The organism is Methanosarcina barkeri 3 (assembly GCF_000970305.1).
Lineage (GTDB): Archaea > Halobacteriota > Methanosarcinia > Methanosarcinales > Methanosarcinaceae > Methanosarcina > Methanosarcina barkeri_A.
In genome coordinates this window covers 1,770,316-1,789,162 of the sequence record NZ_CP009517.1, presented here as the reverse complement: position 1 = coordinate 1,789,162, position 18,847 = coordinate 1,770,316, and the positions used below count along the sequence as shown (strand labels likewise).

The 18,847-nt window shown below is 40.4% G+C and carries 19 protein-coding genes and 1 tRNA gene; 12 read left to right on the top strand and 8 right to left on the bottom strand.

Annotation, left to right across the window (positions count from 1 at the left end):
- Positions 1 to 334: 334 nt before the first annotated feature.
- Positions 335 to 634, bottom strand: a complete 300-nt coding sequence (locus MSBR3_RS07210) for an Hsp20/alpha crystallin family protein (protein ID WP_048107322.1) — start codon at positions 632 to 634, stop codon at positions 335 to 337.
- Between the two features lie 259 nt (positions 635 to 893).
- Between MSBR3_RS07210 and MSBR3_RS21415 the strand changes: the two genes are divergently transcribed.
- Positions 894 to 1,019: a hypothetical protein gene (locus MSBR3_RS21415; RefSeq protein WP_268989128.1), complete on the top strand. Its 126-nt coding sequence runs from the start codon at positions 894 to 896 to the stop codon at positions 1,017 to 1,019.
- Positions 1,020 to 1,166: 147 nt separating this feature from the next.
- On the opposite strand, the gene MSBR3_RS07205 is transcribed toward MSBR3_RS21415, so the two are convergent.
- The 6 genes from MSBR3_RS07205 to MSBR3_RS07180 all read right to left on the bottom strand — a co-directional run bounded on the left by MSBR3_RS07205 (position 1,167) and on the right by MSBR3_RS07180 (position 4,936).
- Positions 1,167 to 1,238, bottom strand: a tRNA-Ala gene (locus tag MSBR3_RS07205).
- Between the two features lie 59 nt (positions 1,239 to 1,297).
- Positions 1,298 to 1,567, bottom strand: coding sequence for an elongation factor 1-beta (locus MSBR3_RS07200; RefSeq protein ID WP_048107321.1), 270 nt, complete (start codon positions 1,565 to 1,567; stop codon positions 1,298 to 1,300).
- A 98-nt stretch (positions 1,568 to 1,665) separates the two neighbouring features.
- A complete protein-coding gene (locus MSBR3_RS07195; RefSeq protein ID WP_011308351.1) occupies positions 1,666 to 1,836 on the bottom strand; it encodes a zinc finger domain-containing protein in 171 nt (56 codons plus the stop codon).
- A 207-nt stretch (positions 1,837 to 2,043) separates the two neighbouring features.
- The gene (locus tag MSBR3_RS07190) at positions 2,044 to 2,712 is read right to left on the bottom strand and encodes an amino acid kinase family protein (protein WP_048110159.1); all 669 of its coding nucleotides are present in this window, start codon (positions 2,710 to 2,712) and stop codon (positions 2,044 to 2,046) included.
- A 173-nt stretch (positions 2,713 to 2,885) separates the two neighbouring features.
- Positions 2,886 to 3,866 carry a hydantoinase/oxoprolinase family protein gene (locus tag MSBR3_RS07185; protein ID WP_048107320.1) on the bottom strand — a complete coding sequence of 327 codons (981 nt, stop codon included), beginning with the start codon at positions 3,864 to 3,866 and terminating at the stop codon, positions 2,886 to 2,888.
- Between the two features lie 110 nt (positions 3,867 to 3,976).
- Positions 3,977 to 4,936, bottom strand: a complete 960-nt coding sequence (locus MSBR3_RS07180; protein ID WP_048107319.1) for an ATP-grasp domain-containing protein — start codon at positions 4,934 to 4,936, stop codon at positions 3,977 to 3,979.
- 302 nt (positions 4,937 to 5,238) lie between these two features.
- Between MSBR3_RS07180 and MSBR3_RS07170 the strand changes: the two genes are divergently transcribed.
- The 10 genes from MSBR3_RS07170 (at position 5,239) to MSBR3_RS07125 (ending at position 17,106) form a co-directional block, all read left to right on the top strand.
- On the top strand, positions 5,239 to 5,682 hold the full coding sequence (locus MSBR3_RS07170) for a heat-shock protein (protein ID WP_230627942.1): 444 nt from the start codon (positions 5,239 to 5,241) through the stop codon (positions 5,680 to 5,682).
- A 127-nt stretch (positions 5,683 to 5,809) separates the two neighbouring features.
- On the top strand, positions 5,810 to 6,439 hold the full coding sequence (gene grpE / locus MSBR3_RS07165; protein WP_048107316.1) for a nucleotide exchange factor GrpE: 630 nt from the start codon (positions 5,810 to 5,812) through the stop codon (positions 6,437 to 6,439).
- 202 nt (positions 6,440 to 6,641) lie between these two features.
- Complete coding sequence (gene dnaK / locus MSBR3_RS07160) at positions 6,642 to 8,495, top strand: molecular chaperone DnaK (protein WP_048107315.1); 1,854 nt, start codon at positions 6,642 to 6,644, stop codon at positions 8,493 to 8,495.
- A gap of 106 nt (positions 8,496 to 8,601) precedes the next feature.
- Complete coding sequence (gene dnaJ / locus MSBR3_RS07155; protein WP_048107314.1) at positions 8,602 to 9,771, top strand: molecular chaperone DnaJ; 1,170 nt, start codon at positions 8,602 to 8,604, stop codon at positions 9,769 to 9,771.
- A gap of 673 nt (positions 9,772 to 10,444) precedes the next feature.
- Positions 10,445 to 11,548 (top strand): phospholipase C/P1 nuclease family protein, encoded by a 1,104-nt coding sequence (locus MSBR3_RS18850; RefSeq protein WP_052723319.1) that lies wholly within the window; start codon positions 10,445 to 10,447, stop codon positions 11,546 to 11,548.
- A 237-nt stretch (positions 11,549 to 11,785) separates the two neighbouring features.
- A complete protein-coding gene (locus MSBR3_RS07145) occupies positions 11,786 to 12,688 on the top strand; it encodes a hypothetical protein (RefSeq protein WP_155396750.1) in 903 nt (300 codons plus the stop codon).
- Positions 12,689 to 13,134: 446 nt separating this feature from the next.
- Positions 13,135 to 14,481, top strand: a complete 1,347-nt coding sequence (trkA, locus tag MSBR3_RS07140; protein ID WP_048107313.1) for a Trk system potassium transporter TrkA — start codon at positions 13,135 to 13,137, stop codon at positions 14,479 to 14,481.
- Positions 14,482 to 14,532: 51 nt separating this feature from the next.
- Positions 14,533 to 15,963: a TrkH family potassium uptake protein gene (locus MSBR3_RS07135; protein ID WP_048107312.1), complete on the top strand. Its 1,431-nt coding sequence runs from the start codon at positions 14,533 to 14,535 to the stop codon at positions 15,961 to 15,963.
- Positions 15,964 to 16,337: 374 nt separating this feature from the next.
- Positions 16,338 to 16,784, top strand: a complete 447-nt coding sequence (locus tag MSBR3_RS07130; protein WP_230627939.1) for a YnfA family protein — start codon at positions 16,338 to 16,340, stop codon at positions 16,782 to 16,784.
- Entirely contained in the window at positions 16,777 to 17,106 is a 330-nt protein-coding gene (locus tag MSBR3_RS07125; RefSeq protein ID WP_048107311.1) for a YnfA family protein, read from the top strand. The genes MSBR3_RS07130 and MSBR3_RS07125 overlap by 8 nt, the downstream gene beginning before the upstream one ends.
- 80 nt (positions 17,107 to 17,186) lie before the next feature.
- On the opposite strand, the gene MSBR3_RS07120 is transcribed toward MSBR3_RS07125, so the two are convergent.
- Positions 17,187 to 17,855, bottom strand: coding sequence for a cytochrome c biogenesis CcdA family protein (locus MSBR3_RS07120; RefSeq protein WP_048107310.1), 669 nt, complete (start codon positions 17,853 to 17,855; stop codon positions 17,187 to 17,189).
- A gap of 289 nt (positions 17,856 to 18,144) precedes the next feature.
- Here MSBR3_RS07120 and MSBR3_RS07115 point away from each other — a divergent pair, with 289 nt between their 5' ends.
- Positions 18,145 to 18,846 carry an ArsR/SmtB family transcription factor gene (locus tag MSBR3_RS07115; RefSeq protein ID WP_048107309.1) on the top strand — a complete coding sequence of 234 codons (702 nt, stop codon included), beginning with the start codon at positions 18,145 to 18,147 and terminating at the stop codon, positions 18,844 to 18,846.
- Position 18,847: the final 1 nt, after the last annotated feature.

Sequence of the window (18,847 nt, the reverse complement as noted above, 5' to 3'; positions counted from 1 at the left end):
ACTCTTCTCCATATCATTTTTATTACCTTTGTAAGTTAGAATTCAAACTTATTATTCAGGTTGGATTTTTGAATTTTGTTTCTAGTAGGCTGGCGTTTAGTTCTGCTGTTTCCTTTTTAAATATTATCTATCGGCAAGGCCGCTCTCCTGCGTCGAGCGTGACAAGAACGACTCGGCACGGTGAATATAGTTGCTCCTAAAAACTTCTGAAAAGTGTAAAAAATCGAGAACTGTATAGTCTGAAAAAGTGATAATTCTAAGGTTTTGCAAACTATGATTTCAGGTTTTGATTTACTGCTTTTTCTTTAGAGAAGTTTGCTATACGATAGCTCTTTTATTCTATTTTTACGTCAACTAATTTCTCTAAAGGCTCCTGATAAGGCACAGTGACTTTAAGTACACCGTTTGAATATTTGGCAACAGCTTTTTCCGGAATTACTGGGCAGCCTGTTGGATAGCTGTCCAGATATGAAACCCCTTCTTTTTTACCGCTTACATAAAAACTGTCATTTGTAAGTTTGAAAGAAACGTCTTTCTTTTCCACTCCTGGAAGAACTACTTCAATTAAAAGGTTTTCATATTTGTCATCAGGATATGCACTAATTACCGGTGATAGTCTTAATGTTTCCACCATGATATTACCCCAAAGTAATGTCATATATTAACATATTTATACATTTGCATTAATATATTCTATCCGTCAATATTATGGCATAGTTGTTTGTTAACAGGCTTTCAAGCAAATATAACTCGTTAAGAAAATAGCTATGATTAAAATTTGCCAGTATACACTTTACTAGTTTTTGTCTTCCTGTTTTAGTGGGGAAAATTGTCTTTCGAATGAGACTCTGGCCTATAAAAGGCAAACAAGAAAAATCAGACAAAAAGGAGAAATGTCCACTCCAACTTTCATCCCCGAATTCAAACAAGCTGAACTTCCATGTATAGGTGTAGAGCAATTACATCCGATTGTAATGAAAAGGAGTGCTTCTGTCCTGACAATCGATTCCAGAGACTAAACGTTTTTACGGTTTAAAACTATACGTTTTTACAGTTTAGTTATTCTGACTGAATGTACTTGTGAGATTTTCAGAGCGGTTAAGGTACTTTAAGAGCATGTTTAACGCAACTTACGTAACTGACCCGGCTCTTTTAAAATTTTTAAGTGGACTCGGCGGGATTTGAACCCGCGGCCTTTACGTTGCGAACGTAACGATCTTCCCCTGATCTACGAGCCCAAGAAAGGAGAATATGAAAAGACTGTTTTCCGGACGCGTTGTCCGGGTCTCTTCTCCTCTTAAAAACGATTGACGTCAATAACCTGGACGTTTTCAACGCCGGAAACTTTTGCAAAGGCTTCTTCTGCAGGCTCAGTTCCGCCTTCTTCATCATTAACAATTAATGTCACAATCAGGGCCTTCAAACCAAAAGCAATCGGCTCTTCAACAATATCTCCGTAAAGGTCGGCCCCTGCTGGAATTACGCTTTTTATTTTCTCTTTCAGCTCTGCAAGGTCAGTGTCAACGCTCTCTGGCATAATCTTAATCTTTGCTGCAACATCACCCATTATAATTCCTCTTAGATTTTGTCTGATTTTTTGATCGAGTTTAAGGTCAAGACTCTTGTTTACATATCAGGCATTAAGATCTTCGGAATTTACCCGAATCAGGGTGCCTTATATCCGCATTTGGGGCAGGTGTATACGTTACCCTGCTGCCTGCAGCTTCCACATCTTCCGATTTCCGATCCGCACTGTGGGCAGGGAAACTTTACATAACCCTTTTCTACGAGGCGAATTCCGCATGACGTACAGTACTCAACTTTTTGTGCTGACATTTTTTTTCTCCTTATTAATTACTTCGAATAGTAAATTTCGAATAGTAAATTTTGTAACGAGTTGCCGATGAATGAGGTGCCTTCTTTAAGTGTCGATCTTTTGCTTTTCCGGGCACCTTTGTTAACGTTAGCAGATTTAATGAACTGAATTTAATTAATGCTTTTGGACACGCTTTGCTTCTGCCCTAGTCATATACGATATACGATTTAAATATTCCCCTTTACCACAGTACCGAGCACGGACTTCCCATACACGGCCTGAACTACCCTCTCCGGAAATTTTCCGTTTACAATCAGGCACTCCATTCGTTTTTTCTGGAGAAATTCCGGTAGGGCAAAATCAATACAGCTTTCGCGACTTCCTATATAGCTGACAGCAGAAATTTCCCTGACTAATTTACCATCTCTTAATATACCGTCCACGTCCGTGGCCTTTATTAAGGTTGCCCCAATCTGCTTTGCAACCCAGGCCGCAATAGTATCGGAGGTCACGTCCCAGGTATGAGGCAGAGGATCCTCCGTTCTCAGTAGCCTGTATGGGAAAAGAACAGAAACACCCTGAGGCAGACTGGCTATCGAAGCTACGCCCAGCGCATGGCTTTTATCCTTAAGATAGCAGGCATATTGCTCCATACCCAGTATAGCCATCCAGTGAGCTGCATCGGCACTAAGGGAAAAGCTCTCATCAGTTTTCCTTACGGCATCAGCAAAAACTCCTCCTCCGGGTACTATTAAAACGGAATAAGGAAGTCCTTCGGATATACACGTTTCCTCTGGAATTTTCCGGCTTCCTGAGCCAAATTCCTTTACAAGCCTGTCCACAAGCTCGGGAGCCTCTTTAATAAGGCTTCCCCCTATTTTAATTACCACTCTCATAGTTTTCCTTTCAAGCAACCGTTGACCCGAAACCGTTGCGCCGGTTTATCACGCCTATAGGGTTTGGGGATAAGCTCCTCAAATCCAAGTGATTCTCTGGTTTTCGATAAAACCTTTTCTCAAAAGGTTTTCACTCAAGCCTTTTTTGAAAAGGCTTGAGGTTAAGCAGTCTTTTAAAAAGGCTTGGCAAGCAGCCTGGCAGCCGCATATGCAGGAAAGACTTTTGAGATATCTTCACCCCAGTGGTCGGATACTGAGATGCATTCGAAGCCAAGCTTTTCTGCGGCTTCCTTTATCAGAAACTCCCCAAGGCCTGCAGCTGCGATTCTTTTAAGTCCGTTCTTTTCCGCAACTTCGGAAATTGCCTCAGCAAGGATAGAGATTTGTTTTTCTTTTACCTGGGCCGCAATTTCGTAGATTTCTTCTTCCCGGATTTCGGAAAGGTCTGCACATACCAGTCTTGCAAGCCTTCGCATAGCATCGGTTTTGCTCCTGCCTGCGCCATCAGCGGTCTCGCATGTGTACATATTTTCATCAATTTTTCCAAGCAGGAGATAGGCGTCCGCAGTTGTAGCAAAAAGTTCGGAAGCTGTCCTGCACCAGCCACTTTCAAGTTTTACTTTTTCGAGGAGTGCGGCAAGGTTTGTCCGGAGAGTGCCTGCGTATACGAGTTCGTTTCTTACCAGCCGCTCAAAGTCAGTAAGTCCGGCTTTATGTTCTCCTGACAGGATAGGGATAATGTCGCTTGTGGTGCTTCCCACATCCACAAAAATACAGTCTCCTATTTCTTTTCCTATCAATCCGGCTGAAGCTGCCCAGTTGGCAGCAGCAAGCTCCCTTATATCATCAGTTTCGCTCTGGAACCTTCCGGTACTGTTTATATAAGACACTTTTGAGAGCCCAAAAGCAGAATCAACACATGACTTTATAAAGCGGATGCCCTGTTCCTTGTCTTCAAAGCAATCTGCAAGTTCACCGGTCATAACAACAGCAACCTTTTCGGGCTGCAACCGCTGTGCAATTTCCTTTAAAACTTCCGGAAGCTTTGTGTTTTTCCAGAGGGGCAAATAGTGCAGTTCTACAATCGCTCCGTCCGAGGAGGCAAGTTTAGTATTTGCTCCTCCAATATCAAGCCCGATAACCTTTGAATTCATTTTTGAGCCCTTATTATGTTTTTTTATCTGTTTCTCATCTTTCAAGCTTCTGGCTTTTCAATCTGTTTTCTATCTTTCAAGCTTCTGGCTTTTCAATCTGTTCCTGTTTTTCAAACCTTTCCGAAAAGCTCGCTCAGTGCATCCTTTGAAAAGCGGTATTCTCCCTCAATATGTATCGAATCAGGCAGTTCTCCAAACTTATTTTTTAAAAGCAGGTCTCCGATTTCTTCTCGCATAACATGGCTAATTCCAAAAAGCGAAGCCGTAGGCCTTGGGTTTACATCCACTATATACGGAAGGTCAGCAAGTATGATGTCTACACCCACATACCCGAAACAGTCAAGGCACTTGACTGTGGAGATCGCGGTTTCATAGAGTTCGTCTTGTCTCGGAGTCTGGTAAGGAGTCAGGCTTCCATTGTATTTTATGCCGGGTGATGCAGCTTTCCCATTTTCTCTGGTCTTGGCTTCTTTCTCACCAAACTCTATAAACTGACGGTTTACAGTAAGTGGAAGCGGTTTTTTTCCTGCGATAAGGCTTACGCTCAGAGTTTCTCCTTCAACATACTCGCTTGCAATGATTTCTTCTTTATTCTCAAACTCCGTGACAAGGTATGTCGCCTCTGCACCGCAGCCAAACCTGGGTTTTGTAACATACTTTTTGCCTTCTTCAGCCTTTTTTGCGATCTCAGGAGCTTTAATTCCTGCTTTCGTCAGGATTTCCGTGCACATCAACTTATCAGCACAGCAGGCTGCCGATCCGGGTGAACACCCCAGATTTACAGTATTTTCTTCAAGAACTTCATTCAACTCAGGAAGCATAGAATCAGGTGCAATGATCAGTCCTGCATCACAGCCCTTTGCTTTTCTCTCGATTACCTGCGTGAAGTTTTCGGCTTTAGATTCAATGCATGTGCCTGCACTGATTTTTGTACCTGCTGACGGATAGTATACCTCATGCCCAAGATGAACAAAGCTTTCCGCAAGGGTTTTTAGCATAGCAGCTCCCTCAGGGATAAGGGACTTTTCAATGTCCGTACCGACAGCAAATTCCGCAATCAGGATTTTCATTCGGAAAGGAAAAACTCGGGAACTTATTTATTACTTTTTATTCCAAGCCTTTTCAAAAAAGCTTGAGCGAAAACCCCAAGCAGTGGTTGGATTTGAGGAACTTATCCTAAACCCTATAGGCGTGATAAACCGGCTCAACGGTTTTGATCAACCAGCGCAGCGGTTGAGGATCAACGGTTGAGGATCAACGGTTGCGCTCCATGCAGTTTTTTAAAAGGCTTGCTAAAAGTGAACTGAGCATGTAAAAGTTTATATAAATTATACAGTTTATACCATAAAGTTAAATGTTGAAAAACATAAAGGTGCCTGGTAATATTAATAGCATAAACCCTAATTCTCAGTCGATCTTTGAAAACCCTTTTGTCAAAACCCTTGCCATTGCGGTTTTCATGGGTATATTCATGGTTGATATGAGTCTTGGGCTCTTTGAGATCTTTTCCACAAAAGAAAGTCCATTGCCCTTAGCACTCGTACTTTTGATCTTTGCGGTAATGTTTATTGCAGGCATGGTTTTTTATGAAAAGCATGGGCTGGATACTATAAGTTCCCTTGTCGGAGGAGCTCTTGCGGGTTTCGGTTTTTCTTTCATGTTTGTATCGCTTATAGGAGGCGTGCAGTTTGCACTTGGAGGAGGAATCTCAGCCATCGGGTGGGATCAGGTAATTTCAGCAGTTGCGGCTTCCATGATTGCAAGCGTCGTAATGCTCAAAACACTCTTCTATAAACTTCAAAATCACTCTTACTGATTTTTCTTTTTCTTTTCTTCCCTGAGTAATATGTATTCTTAAATATGCGAAAAGTATTTATAGAATTACAAACAATCACAGATCAGGACGAGCGAAACCGTTACACTTACTTGAAGGGGTTCGACGAATGAAAATATTCAATAAAGAAGAAAATAAGGATTCTAAAGAAGACACCCGGGCTGAGGCTGAAAATTCTGAAGCCCAAAATTCCGGTTCTTCGGCGGAAGAGGTTAATAAAGTACGGGAAAACCCCGAAAAGGCTTCTGCCAGTTCGGAAGTTGAGAACGGTCATGAAGCCAGATGCCAGGAGGAAAAACAGGTTCTCATGGATAATTATTACCGGCTTGCAGCAGACTTTGACAATTTCAGAAAACGGACCGCCCGCCAGATGGAGGAAAATCGGAAAGCTGTGCTTGAGCAGGTACTTCTTGATTTCCTTGAAGTAACGGACAATTTCGATCGTGCCATTAAGTCTGCAAAGACCGCAGAGGACATGAGCTCGATTGTCAGCGGAATAGAGCAGCTTTCAAGGCAGTTTTTCTCAATCCTCGAAAAATACGGGCTTGAGAAGATCGAAAGTGAAAAAGACAGTGAGTTTGACCCTCACAGGCATGAAGCAGTTCAACATATCGAGACCTCTGAAGTCCCGGATAACACTATAGTAGAAGTTTATAAAACCGGATATGCTCTTAACTCTAAAGTTATCAGGCCTGCTATGGTCTCAGTGGCCAGAAATCTTGATGAAGCCGAGAAATAAAAGGTGGAAAAATCTTACTCCTTAGTTCAGGACTTACTCTAATTAAACTGAATATAATTAAACTGTACAGCTTTACTATAACTTTAATATAACTTAATAAATAATTTAACTAAATGACTTATCTAAACATTTTGTTTAATATTACAATTTAATAAAAACTTCAATTGAATAATTTAACTAAGTAATTTAGTGAGGACAAAACATGGCAAAAATACTGGGTATTGACCTAGGTACTACGAACTCATGCATGGCAGTAATGGAAGGCGGGGAAGCTGTCGTGATCCCGAATGCCGAAGGCGCCAGGACAACCCCATCCGTGGTCGGATTTTCCAAAAAAGGAGAGAAACTTGTAGGCCAGGTTGCAAAGAGGCAGGCCATTTCGAACCCTGAAAATACTGTTTATTCCATTAAAAGGCATATGGGAGACGCTAATTACAAGGTGACTCTTCAGGGAACGCAGTATAAGCCTCAGGAAATTTCCGCAATGATTCTCCAGAAGCTCAAAACCGATGCAGAAGCCTATCTTGGAGAAACTATCAAACAGGCTGTTATCACGGTTCCTGCTTATTTCAATGACGCCCAGAGACAGGCTACAAAGGACGCAGGGGCAATTGCAGGCCTTGATGTCCTGAGAATTATCAATGAGCCAACTTCCGCATCTCTGGCTTACGGTCTCGATAAGGGAGATGTAGAACAAACAATTCTTGTCTACGACCTGGGAGGCGGAACTTTTGATGTATCTATTCTCGAACTTGGAGGCGGAGTCTTTGAGGTGAAATCCACAAGTGGTGACACTCATCTTGGAGGAGACGACTTCGACCAGCGTATAGTTAATTACTTACTTGCTGAGTTCAGGAAAAATGAGGGCATTGACCTCTCCAAAGACAAGGCTGTACTCCAGCGCTTAACCGATGCTGCGGAAAAAGCCAAGATCGAGCTATCCGGAGTTGCAAGTACAAATATTAACCTTCCCTTCTTAACAGTTGGTTCGGATGGGGAGCCAAAGCACCTTGATATAGACCTGACAAGGGCTCAGTTCCAGAAGATGACCGAGGACCTCCTTGAAAAGACTCTCGTGTCCATGCGTCAGGCTCTCAGCGATGCAAAACTCACTCCAAATGATCTTGATAAAGTGATTCTCGTAGGAGGCGCCACAAGGATGCCTGCAGTAGTTGAGCTTGTGGAAAACTTTACAGGCAAGAAACCCTACAAGAATATCAATCCTGATGAAGCCGTTGCAATCGGGGCAGCTATCCAGGCCGGTGTGCTCGGTGGCGAAGTCAAAGACGTCCTGCTGCTTGATGTCACTCCTCTGACTCTCGGAATCGAAACACTCGGAGGCATAGCAACTCCACTTATCCCGAGAAACACAACAATTCCTACCAAGAAAAGTCAGGTCTTCTCAACTGCTGCTGATAACCAGCCTTCAGTAGAGATTCATGTCCTTCAGGGAGAAAGGGGAGTTGCTTCCGAAAACAAGACTCTGGGCCGCTTTACTCTGGACGGTATACCACCAGCTCCAAGAGGCATCCCGCAGATTGAAGTTACCTTTGATATCGACGCAAACGGGATTCTGCATGTAGGTGCAAAAGACCTCGGAACCGGCAAGGAACAGTCCATTTCTATCCAGAAACCGGGTGGACTCTCTGATGTCGAAATCGAACGCATGGTCAAAGACGCGGAATTGCATGCCGAAGAAGACAGAAAGCGCAAAGAAGAAGTTGAGACCAGGAACAATGCCGAAGCCCTTATAAATGCTGCGGAAAAGACCTTGAAGGAAGCCGGAGATATGGCAACCGAAGACCAGAAGTCAAAGGTAACTGCTGCAATCGACGATCTTAAGAAAGCTCTTGAAGGTAAAGACGGTGAAGACATTAAGTCGAAAACCGAAGCTCTTCAGGAAGCTGTGTACCCGATCTCAACTGCAATGTATCAGAAAGCCCAGCAGCAGGCTCAGCAGTCAGCAGGCGAAGCAGGAAGCCATGATGCGCAAGGCCCTGATGAGACAGTCGTTGATGCCGATTATGAGGTAGTTGACGACGAAAAGCGTAAATAAACAAAAACCAAGTAATGAAACAGGCCTGGAGATTCTCAGGCCTTACCGGAAACCTGGCTTTGCAGGCTCCGGAGTTTTATCTTTTTTAAAATAACAGGGAATCCTGATGGCCACAACACGTGATTATTACGAAATTCTTGGGTTATCCAAAGATGCCTCACCCGAGGATATAAAGAAAACTTATCGAAAACTCGCATTAAAGTATCATCCTGACAGGAATAAGGAACCTGGAGCTGAGGAAAAGTTCAAGGAGATCTCTGAGGCTTATGCCGTTCTTTCGGATGATGAAAAACGTGCTCAGTATGACCGTTTCGGACATGCCGGAATAAACGGGCAATATAGCGCAGAAGATATCTTCCGGGGTGCAGACTTCGGCGGTTTCGGGGATATATTCGAAATGTTTTTTGGCGGCGGTGGAGGCAGAAGAGGTCCTATGGGGCCCAGGAGAGGGTCTGATCTCCAGTACGACCTTTATATTACCTTTGAGGAGGCAGCCTTTGGAGTCCATAAAGATATCGACATCCCAAGAACGGAAAGATGTTCTAACTGCTCCGGAACCGGAGCAAAGCCTGGAACAAGCCCGAAGCGCTGTCCCACATGCGGCGGCACAGGTCAAATCCGCACCACTCGCTCCGGATTGGGTATGCAGTTTGTAAGCACCACTACCTGCAGTACCTGTCACGGCAGGGGTCAGATTATTGAGTCTCCCTGTCCGGTTTGTAGCGGTACAGGCAGAGTCAGAAATACAAGAAAGATTACAGTAAACGTGCCTGCCGGAGCTGATTCAGGTATGCACCTGAGGCTCAGCGGGGAAGGAGATTCTGGAGAACCAGGTGCTCCATCCGGAGATCTCTATGTCGTGATTCACGTAATGGAACATCCCTACTTTAAGAGAGTTGATTACGACGTAATTTCCGAGCTTTCCATTTCTTTTACTCAGGCTGCACTCGGTGCGGATATAATGGTCGATACCCTCCATGGAAAGGTCAAGATGAATATTCCTGCAGGAACTCAGACTCATTCTGTGTTCAGGCTTAAAGATAAAGGAATCCAGCACCTTCACGGAAGTAGAAAGGGCGACCAGCTCGTCAGGGTTGTAATCAAGACTCCGACAAAACTTACTCAAGAACAAAAAGAGCTCCTCCGTCAGTTCGAAACTATAAGCAATGATAATAACCCTAACGGAAATCAAAACGGTAAAAACGATAAGTCTGCGGAGAAACCAAGAAAAAACAAAGGATTTTTTGAAAAAGTAAAGGATGCCTTTGAAGGTTAAAAGCAGCGTTTAGCTCCAATTTAACCTTTTTAGCTTTAATTTGACATTTTTAACTTTAATTTGACATTTTTAACTTTAATTTAACCTTTTTAATTCCAACTTAATTTTTTTAGCTCCAATTTAATGGCGGGATACAGTCCGTCAACCTCAACAAAACAACAAATTTAAAAATTTTATATTTTATATATTAAAACAATTTTACTCAGGTGCATACACAATAACGGTAAGTTTCCATCCTTCGAACTCTTTAATTGATTACATCAATATAGTCAGAGTTAATTAAATTGTAGACAAAGAAGACTATAGTCATTACTACTCGACTTAACTATAATTTATATACTTTAAAATTAGGTAATATTTTCTTTTATATATCTATTTTGAATATGAGTAGCGCCATATTATCAAATAAATAATTTATGGCCAATTCATTTAACTGTAAAAATATTAAAAAGTAACCACGACTCGAAATATGTTTGAAAAATGCATTTTTAGAAAGTCTGGACAGAAAACTTATAAGGGATTGGAAAAGAGGAGTTTATGGAGTTCAAATGTATTTTTCCGGTTCACACGAACTCCATAAGATATGCCTAAGAGGCATGATTATGTTAGCTTTGCGTATATTTAAGCTTGCCTGATCTTACCTCTTGGGGAAAAAGAACTAGGAGTTAAATGAATGGCAACGAAGAAGAAATTCAGAATAGCAATGTTAATTTTGGCGATATTTTTGATGAGTTTTGTGCTTATACCAACTGGAAGTGCAGCAGCTGAGAAGGTAAATATAAAAAATTCTTCTGACAGTAAGGTCGAAACTTACGATATCAAAGGTCTGGATGCTAATAAGGTGAAGGAAATAGAATCTAGGGCCAGTTATATCAAGAGTTTACCAGAGACTATCCAGAATGCTCCTTATATAGGTCTGGTCACTGCCGACAATGAGACAAAAAAGGTTGTTTTAGGGTATATTGACAATTTTTCAGTATCAAACTCTGAGAAAAAAGAAATGAAAAAAGAAATAAAAGATATCTGGAACCGTGTTCCAAATAGGATCACGGAAAAAGACTACCCTGAGATTCAAAAAATAGGGGATGCTGTATCCAAGTACGTCGAAGATACTTATTGGGCTAACAAACAGAATGTTACTAACAAACAAAGTATTCAATGGAAAACTAGTGCACACTCAGGTTTAATTAAAGCTGGAGTCAATCTAGTATATGGCAATTCCCAATGGGCAAACTGGGCTGCTAATGCTGCTCCCACCCCTGATTCAACTGATCAAGGCTTAGATAGGTATTGGTACCACTATTATAACCCTAGCATTGGAGGGGGAGCTCCATCTGCTTGTAACGCTCGTGCAGGAGTTGCAAAAACATATTATTCCATGGGTAGTTCATACAGGCAAACCGCTTTTGAAAATCTTGGGTTCGCCAGTCACTATCTTTCAGATGCAGGGCAGCCAATGCATACTGGTTTAAGTTTTGATACTTTCAAAGAGGAGCAACATCTACAATATGAACAATATGTAGATAATAATTGGGTCAGTGGCTGCCAATTTTCCCAATGTGTTAATAGCAACACCGTTATAAAGTCGGTAACTAATCCCTCTCAAGCAGTAAAAAACCTGGCAGCATTTAGCAAGCCTTACTACAGTCAGTTGTGGGCAGAGATTAACAACAATCCAACTAACTTTGATACGATTACTACACGATACATAACGACTAAGTGTTTGCGTGAAACAGCAAAGTATAATGCAGGTCTAGCAAAATACATAAAGAGTTAAAAGCAGATGTTGGAAACTGAAACAGGGATCCCATTTTACTTATGGGCTGAAAAATCAGTTTCCATTCTTCTATTTTTTAAGCATCGTTAATATTAAGCAGTTACACTACTGGATCGAATATCAATAAGTAGACAGGCTGTCCAGAGACAAGTTTAGTAACGCAAACAAATCCCTATATATGAACTCTAATGAAGAACATGTTTCATCCAGCTACTTAAAAACACAAGGCGGGATAATTTGAGAAAAAAAAATCTTCTACTTATTCTTATGTTTTTTGTTCTTATAATTGTGAGCATATTTGTCCATGGCATTTACAGGGATCAAGTAGATTGGAGAGATGATGGTCAAAGATATCTCTGTATTTATACTGTCGAAGTGACAGGTCTTTCCGGAAGAGAAGTACAGGGAACCACCGTGATAATGGTTCCTATTCCCGCGTCTAAGGAAGGCAAATTTTTTACTCCCCCTGCTCAGACAGATATTTATTTTAGCCAGAAACTGACACACAAAGTATTTAATTGGTCTGATCAAAGTGGGAAAGGTCCCTATTTTGAAAACGCAACCGAAATTTTTGATAATCAACGGGAGATAATAGGAAACTGGATACCTTTTATCGCAGAAACCGAGAAGGGCTATATGCTTGGATTCAGAACAAATGAAACCAAGCTAGAAGATATTGATTATATTACTAGCTTTGTTGCAGATCGTTTCGATGTTTTTGATCCTATAAATAACGGAAGTCCATTATTGTTCCCAGTTGAAAATGCATCTAATACTTCTTCTGTTCCCTATGGAAAATATACTAAGTATGCCTCTTATCCGACATATAATACCTATGTCTATTTAAGTGACAATCTAAAAGAAGGAGAAAATATATCTTTCAATATCCGTTTGAATGCAAACAACGACCCAACGAAGTGGCCTAGAGAATATGTAGGTCTGTATAAAAATCTACTATTAGCAAGAGTTAATGATACAGGCTATGTAAAAGTAAGGGCTATTCTGGGGCAGCGGTTGCCTTTACAGCAAATTACTATTCCTGATGATGATGTAGCAGATAGTCAATATACTAGAGATTTTTATAGCAATGAAACATCTGACAATATAAATGCAACTCCCAGCTACACAGTAGTTACCTAAAAACTTTTGCTTACTGTATTGTCAACCCCTCAAAAACGCCTTCTTCTGAATTCACTCCGTCATAATTCTTAGAGTTTAAGGCGAGCTAATCCCCGTTATTTTAATACAGTCCTTCACTTTTTTGTTTTTTACTGCAAAAATTTCAAAATATTTATATAATTGTTCAGGTTTAGAATTTTAGCTTGTAGTTATATTACAAAAACCTGGGTCTTACAAACTCTGTTTGCAAAACTTTAACTTCCAGAGATGGTCAATACAATGATCAATTTTCATCACAAAAAGTTCATCGGGCTTCACTTTACAGTTTTGTTTTCTTTGTTTTCTCTTAACTTCCTATACCTTTTCACTCAATTTTTTCTTTCTGGATTTTCCTGTGTCTGTTGCTTTTTGTCCGGCAGATTTCATAGTATAAGGTTAGTTAAAAACAGTTTTTCTGAAGGTGTACAATGAAGGTTATAATTATCGGCGCAGGGGAAGTAGGTTATCATATCGCAAAAGCTCTTTCCCCAAAAAACGATGTAATAATTATTGAGAATGCTGAAGAAGCATCAAAACGGGCAGACGAACTTGATGTCCTTGTTATCGAAGGAAACGGGGCAAATGCTGAGATCTTATCAAAAATTCTTCAGGATACTGACTTGCTTGTAGCTGTGACCGGTCTGGACGAGGTTAATATTGTAGCTTGCATGACCGCCAAATTAATTACCCGAGGAAAATCCGGATGGAAGGAAACTAAGACCATTGCCAGAGTCAGTAACCCGGACTATATTGATTCGCCTGTAACCTCAAGGGCTCAGGTTGGAATCGATCTAATGATCTGTCCTGAACTTTCACTTGCCTCCGAAATTGCTGAAATCCTGTCAAGCCCGTCCGCGATAAGTGCCGAGATGTTTGCCGATGGAAAAGTCAGGATGACTGAGTTTGCCATCCGTCCCGATAGCAAGCTTGTAGGAAAGCAGATTAAGGACCTCAGGCTTGCTGACTGCTGCATTGTCAGTGCGATTTTTCGAGACCACGAAATAATTATTCCTCATGGAAGCGACATAATTGAGGCAAGCGACCATATGGTAGTTGTGGGTAAACCTGAAACTATGGAAGGGTTAGGCAGGACTTTTGGGAGCCAGGTACCCAATAAAAGTAAAGTTCTTATTATAGGCTGTGGGATTGTAGGATTTTATCTGGCTAAACTGATAGATAAAAATGAGAATGCCGACCTTAAGATCATCGAGTACAGTAAAAGCCGCTGCATAGAAGTGGCTGAAACGCTGGAAAATGCCCTTATTTTAAACGGGGATGGCACTGACCTCAGTCTGCTCAGGGAGGAAGGTATTGAGAACATGGACGTTGTTATCTCGGTTACGGACAGCGATGAGAAAAATCTACTGTGTGCTCTTCTTGGAAAACAGCTGGGTGCAAAGAAAGTGATTGCCAGGGCTGATCGTTCGGACTACCTGCCTCTTTTTGAAATGGTCGGCATAGATCTGGCAGTCAGCCCCAGGGAGGCTACTGTAAGCGAGGTACTTAAGCTTACAATGGGCAGGGGAATACAAACCCTTACGACCTTTGAAGGCGAAAAAGCAAAGATCATAGAGTATACGGTTTCCCAGGGCTCAAAAATTGTCGGAAAACCTTTGAACAAGGTCAAGTTTCCAAAGGGAGCTCTCATTAATATGGTAGTTCGTGGAAGAGACACTATAGTCCCTAGAGGAGACTTCACTATTGAAAATCAGGATAGAGTTGTCATCTTTTCCATGGCTTCTGCAATGTCAGAAATAGAAAAATTTTTTAGATAAACTTTAAACGTAAACTTTAAATGTAAACTTTAAAAAAAGAGGTGGTTTTTTATGGATAATAGGGCAGTCTTTAATGCATTAGGAAAAATTCTTTTCCTTCTGGCTTTTACAATGTTAGTTCCCCTTTTAGTAGCCTATTACTACCGTGAACCTCTTGCACCCTTTATTGTTTCCTTTTTCATGACCCTTGTTTCTGGTTTGCTTCTCATGCGGTTTAAAGGTCGTGAGGACTGGCAGCAAAAAGAAGCGCTTGCCATTGTAGCTTTAAGCTGGCTTGCAGCAGCTATTTACGGGGCTATTCCTTTTCTTTTTGAACAAATCTCTTTTATTGATGCAGTTTTTGAAACAATGTCGGGTTTTACTTCAACGGGATCTTCAATTCTTGTGGATATCGAAAGTCACTCCAGAAGCCTTCTTTTCTGGCGGTCTTTTACTGCCTGGCTTGGAGGCATGGGAATTATTGTACTTTTCATAGCAGTTCTACCAAAACTCGGAGTTGCTGGTCGCCAGTTGTTCAGGGCTGAGGCTCCAGGTCCGACTGAAGATAAACTGAAGCCAAGAATCCGGGAAACTGCAAGGATCCTATGGACGCTCTATGTTTTTATCTCTGCTCTTGAAGTTGTGGCTCTGATGATTGGAGGAATGTCCCTTTATGACGCTCTCAACCATACCTTTGCCTGTATGGCTTGCGGGGGATTTTCTACTTACAATACAGGAATCGAAGCTTTTCATAGCCCTGTTATTGAATTTATTCTCACGTTTTTCATGTTTATTGCAGGGGCGAACTTTGCTCTTTACTACCGGATTATTCGTGTCAATAAAGTTCTTCTTTTCCGAGACGAGGAATTCAGAGCCTATTCTTTTTTTATTCTGGGTTTCACAGGTTTACTGACACTGGTTCTATTCAAAGATATGGGATTTTCTCCGTTCAATTCATTCCGTTATGCCATATTTCAGATAACCTCTATTATGACAGCCACCGGTTTTGCTTCAACTGATTTTAATCTATGGAAAGATTCTGCAAAAATTCTGATTCTTGCAGTCATGTTTATCGGAGGCTGTGCAGGTTCTACAGGCGGAGGCATGAAGGTTGTACGTTTTCTGTTGATGTTAAAATACGCAAGGAGAGAACTCTTTAAATTTGTTCATCCTCGACTCGTCAGACCTATTCGGTTTAATAATAAAGCAGTACCGGATGACATTTTGCAGTCAATCCTTTCTTTTGTTGTGCTTTATATAGGTGTTTTTGTCGCAGGTACAGTGCTTCTAACACTGCTGGGAGTTGACATAATAAGCTCGGTTACAGCTTCGATAACAACTCTCGGGAACATAGGTCCGGGTTTTAACATTGTCGGGCCTATGGCAAACTTTGAATCAGTTCCACCGTTAGGAAAAATCATTCTTATCGGTAATATGTGGGTAGGCAGGCTTGAGGTTTATACCGTGCTTGTACTCTTTACAAGGGAATTCTGGCATTCCTGAAGAAAATTATGGAAAACAAAAAAGGAATAACAATTACTTCTATGTTTATCTTCGTAAATAAACTGTTAAATTCTCTCTCTCCGAATTCCTAAATTAATAAGTTTCTTTTCCATATCCATCATTTCATAATATGTAAAAAAAGGGCTTCAGTAGTGTCTAAGACTGGTGACTGGGTCATGTCCTTGTCTGATATAGGTATAAACTTCATTGGAATGGAATTACAAATCGGTCATATTCTGCTACTATCAAGTCTATAGGAGCTGGACTTTTTATAGGTTTATTAATAGCTAGTTAAATACCTTAGCACTTGCAAACGTTGACAGTATTTCAAAATAAAAAAATAATACAAATTATACGGATATTATGTTGGTTACATGAAACAAATCGAACGATATTCAAAAAATGACGATCTGGGGATTAAAAAATATTTCATCAATATGAAAATTGCTCTCGAATCAAGATGCGTATCTAGAAAACAATGCTTTACGTATACTATTCTCCTGTTTATTCTTGCGGGTATTTTTGAAATTGGAGGAGGATACTTTATATGGATATGGTTGCGAGAAGGAGGGGGGCTGCCATTTGCATTTTTAGGAGCAATCGTCTTATTTTTATACGGGGTCGTACCGACCTTTCAGCCTGCAGATTTCCATAGAATATATGCAACTTATGGGGGAATTTTTGTTGTTATGTCTATTTTATGGGGCTGGGTGTTCGAAAAAACTGTCCCGGATACATATGATCTAATAGGCGCTTTGATAATTCTTGTTGGAGTATCAATTATATACTACTGGCCAAGGAAGGATGAAGTAAATGAATGATATCATTATTTCTCTTGGTCTTTTCTTTTTAGCTGCTTTATTTGAAATTGGAGGCGGTTATTTAGTCTGGCTGTGGTTAAGGGAAAATAAGAAAATTGTTTTTGGTGTACTTGGAGGATTAACATTGGCAATCTACGGAATTATCCCAACCTTCCAGCACGCTAATTTCGGCAGGGTTTATGCTGCTTATGGAGGAATCTTTATTGTTTCGTCTCTTATATGGGGCATGCTTGTCGATAAAAAAAATCCTGATAAGTTTGAAATTATTGGAGCTTTCATTGCACTTGTAGGAGTATTTATTATGTATTATACTCCACGCTAATATGTTTATTAGTGTCCGTTTTGCAATGCATAAAATCTTCTGCAAATTTTCTTTTTAATATGCGCAGGTTTTGTGTGTTCTTATTGTATAGCTAGATATGTGAAGTAGACACCGATTAATATAATTGATACTCCTATTACTTTGTCCATGAGGTCACCACTCATTTTGGTAGTTTCTTTGACTTTTTTACCTATTGAACCACCGATAGAGCTGATTAAAATAAGAGGAATACTTAAACCAACTGCATAAATCAACATAGTAAGTAATCCTTGAAGTGGGGTTTGATATAATGCTATATAAGTTAATACAATTATTAGCATCGGAGCACCTCTACCTATTGTAATTGCCCCAAAAGAAAGCCCAAGTAAAAATGCTCCCATTATTGTGTAAGAGTTAGGTAATTTAAAAAAATTGTATATGCTTCGTATTGGTGGTTTGTAAACATGTAATAGTTGTAATCCCATTGCAATCATTAATATACCACCAATTGTCCAGGCGATTGCACTGTTTAAAAACAATATATATTTACCAATGTATCCGGCAATAAATCCAAGTGGCAATAGTACTAGCACAGTGCCTATTGAGAATGAGAAAACTAGTTTAAGTATGTTCGAAAGTGATAAGTTTGTTTTTCCGCTTGTAAGGTAACCTATTAATCCTAAGCATAACACGCTATTACATGGGCAGATACCTGCTAGTAGCCCAAAAACAAATATACCAGTTACGGAAGGGTCAAATGTTGCTGTCATAAGCTCATCCTACTAGATTAATTAATTCAGTATCCAACTGTAAATCTATTATCTCATTTAGGGGCGCAACCAGAAAATTCTAAATTCGTACTTATCTAGATTTCAGACGGAAAAGTCTTAGCTTACGATATTTAGGATCTGATGGCAGCATCCCATTTAGAACCTGTATAATTTAAATATTCAATTGATCAATTGAATATTTAAATTATATGGTAAAATTGTACTTTACCATTAACGATGAATTAAGACTTAGAATAGATAAAAAAACGAGATGCATCAGGAAGTTTTTATGGATAAAGAAACCCGTGTGTTTAAAGATAGCGTTTATGCGCAGCTTGCCAGAATCGGAAAGGCCATTTCAAGTCCTCGAAGGCTGGAGATATTGGACATTTTGATGCAGGGATCCAAAACGGTCGAAACAATCGCCCGTGAAACGGATATGAGTGTTGCAAATACATCCCAGCATCTGCAAACTCTGCTTGAGTCCAGGCTAGTAGAGTATGAGAAGCGTGGAGTTTACTCGTATTATAAATTGGCGGATCGAACAGTGGCGAATTTCATCCTATCTTTACAGCTCTTAGCCGAAAAGCGTATTACGGAACTTCAAAAGCTTCGGGAGGAAATTTACACTAACAGAGATAATATAGAACAAATAAAAATGAGTGAACTCATTGTCAGAATGAAAAAAGGCAATGTGACTTTAATTGATGTAAGGCCGAAAGAAGAATATGAGATGATGCACATTCCAGGAGCTAATTCTATTCCTATAGAAGATTTGGAAAAGCATTTAGCTACTTTACCTATAAATCAGGAAATTGTTGCTTATTGCCGTGGACGTTGCTGCTTATTGTCTGTAGAGGCAGTGGAGATATTAAGAGCTCATGGCTTTAAAGCTGTGCGTTTGGAGGCAAGCGTTCAGGAGTGGCTTTCACAAAATGATGAACATAGTAACGTTCATGATCGCTACAACAAAAAAAACAGCAATATCTAAT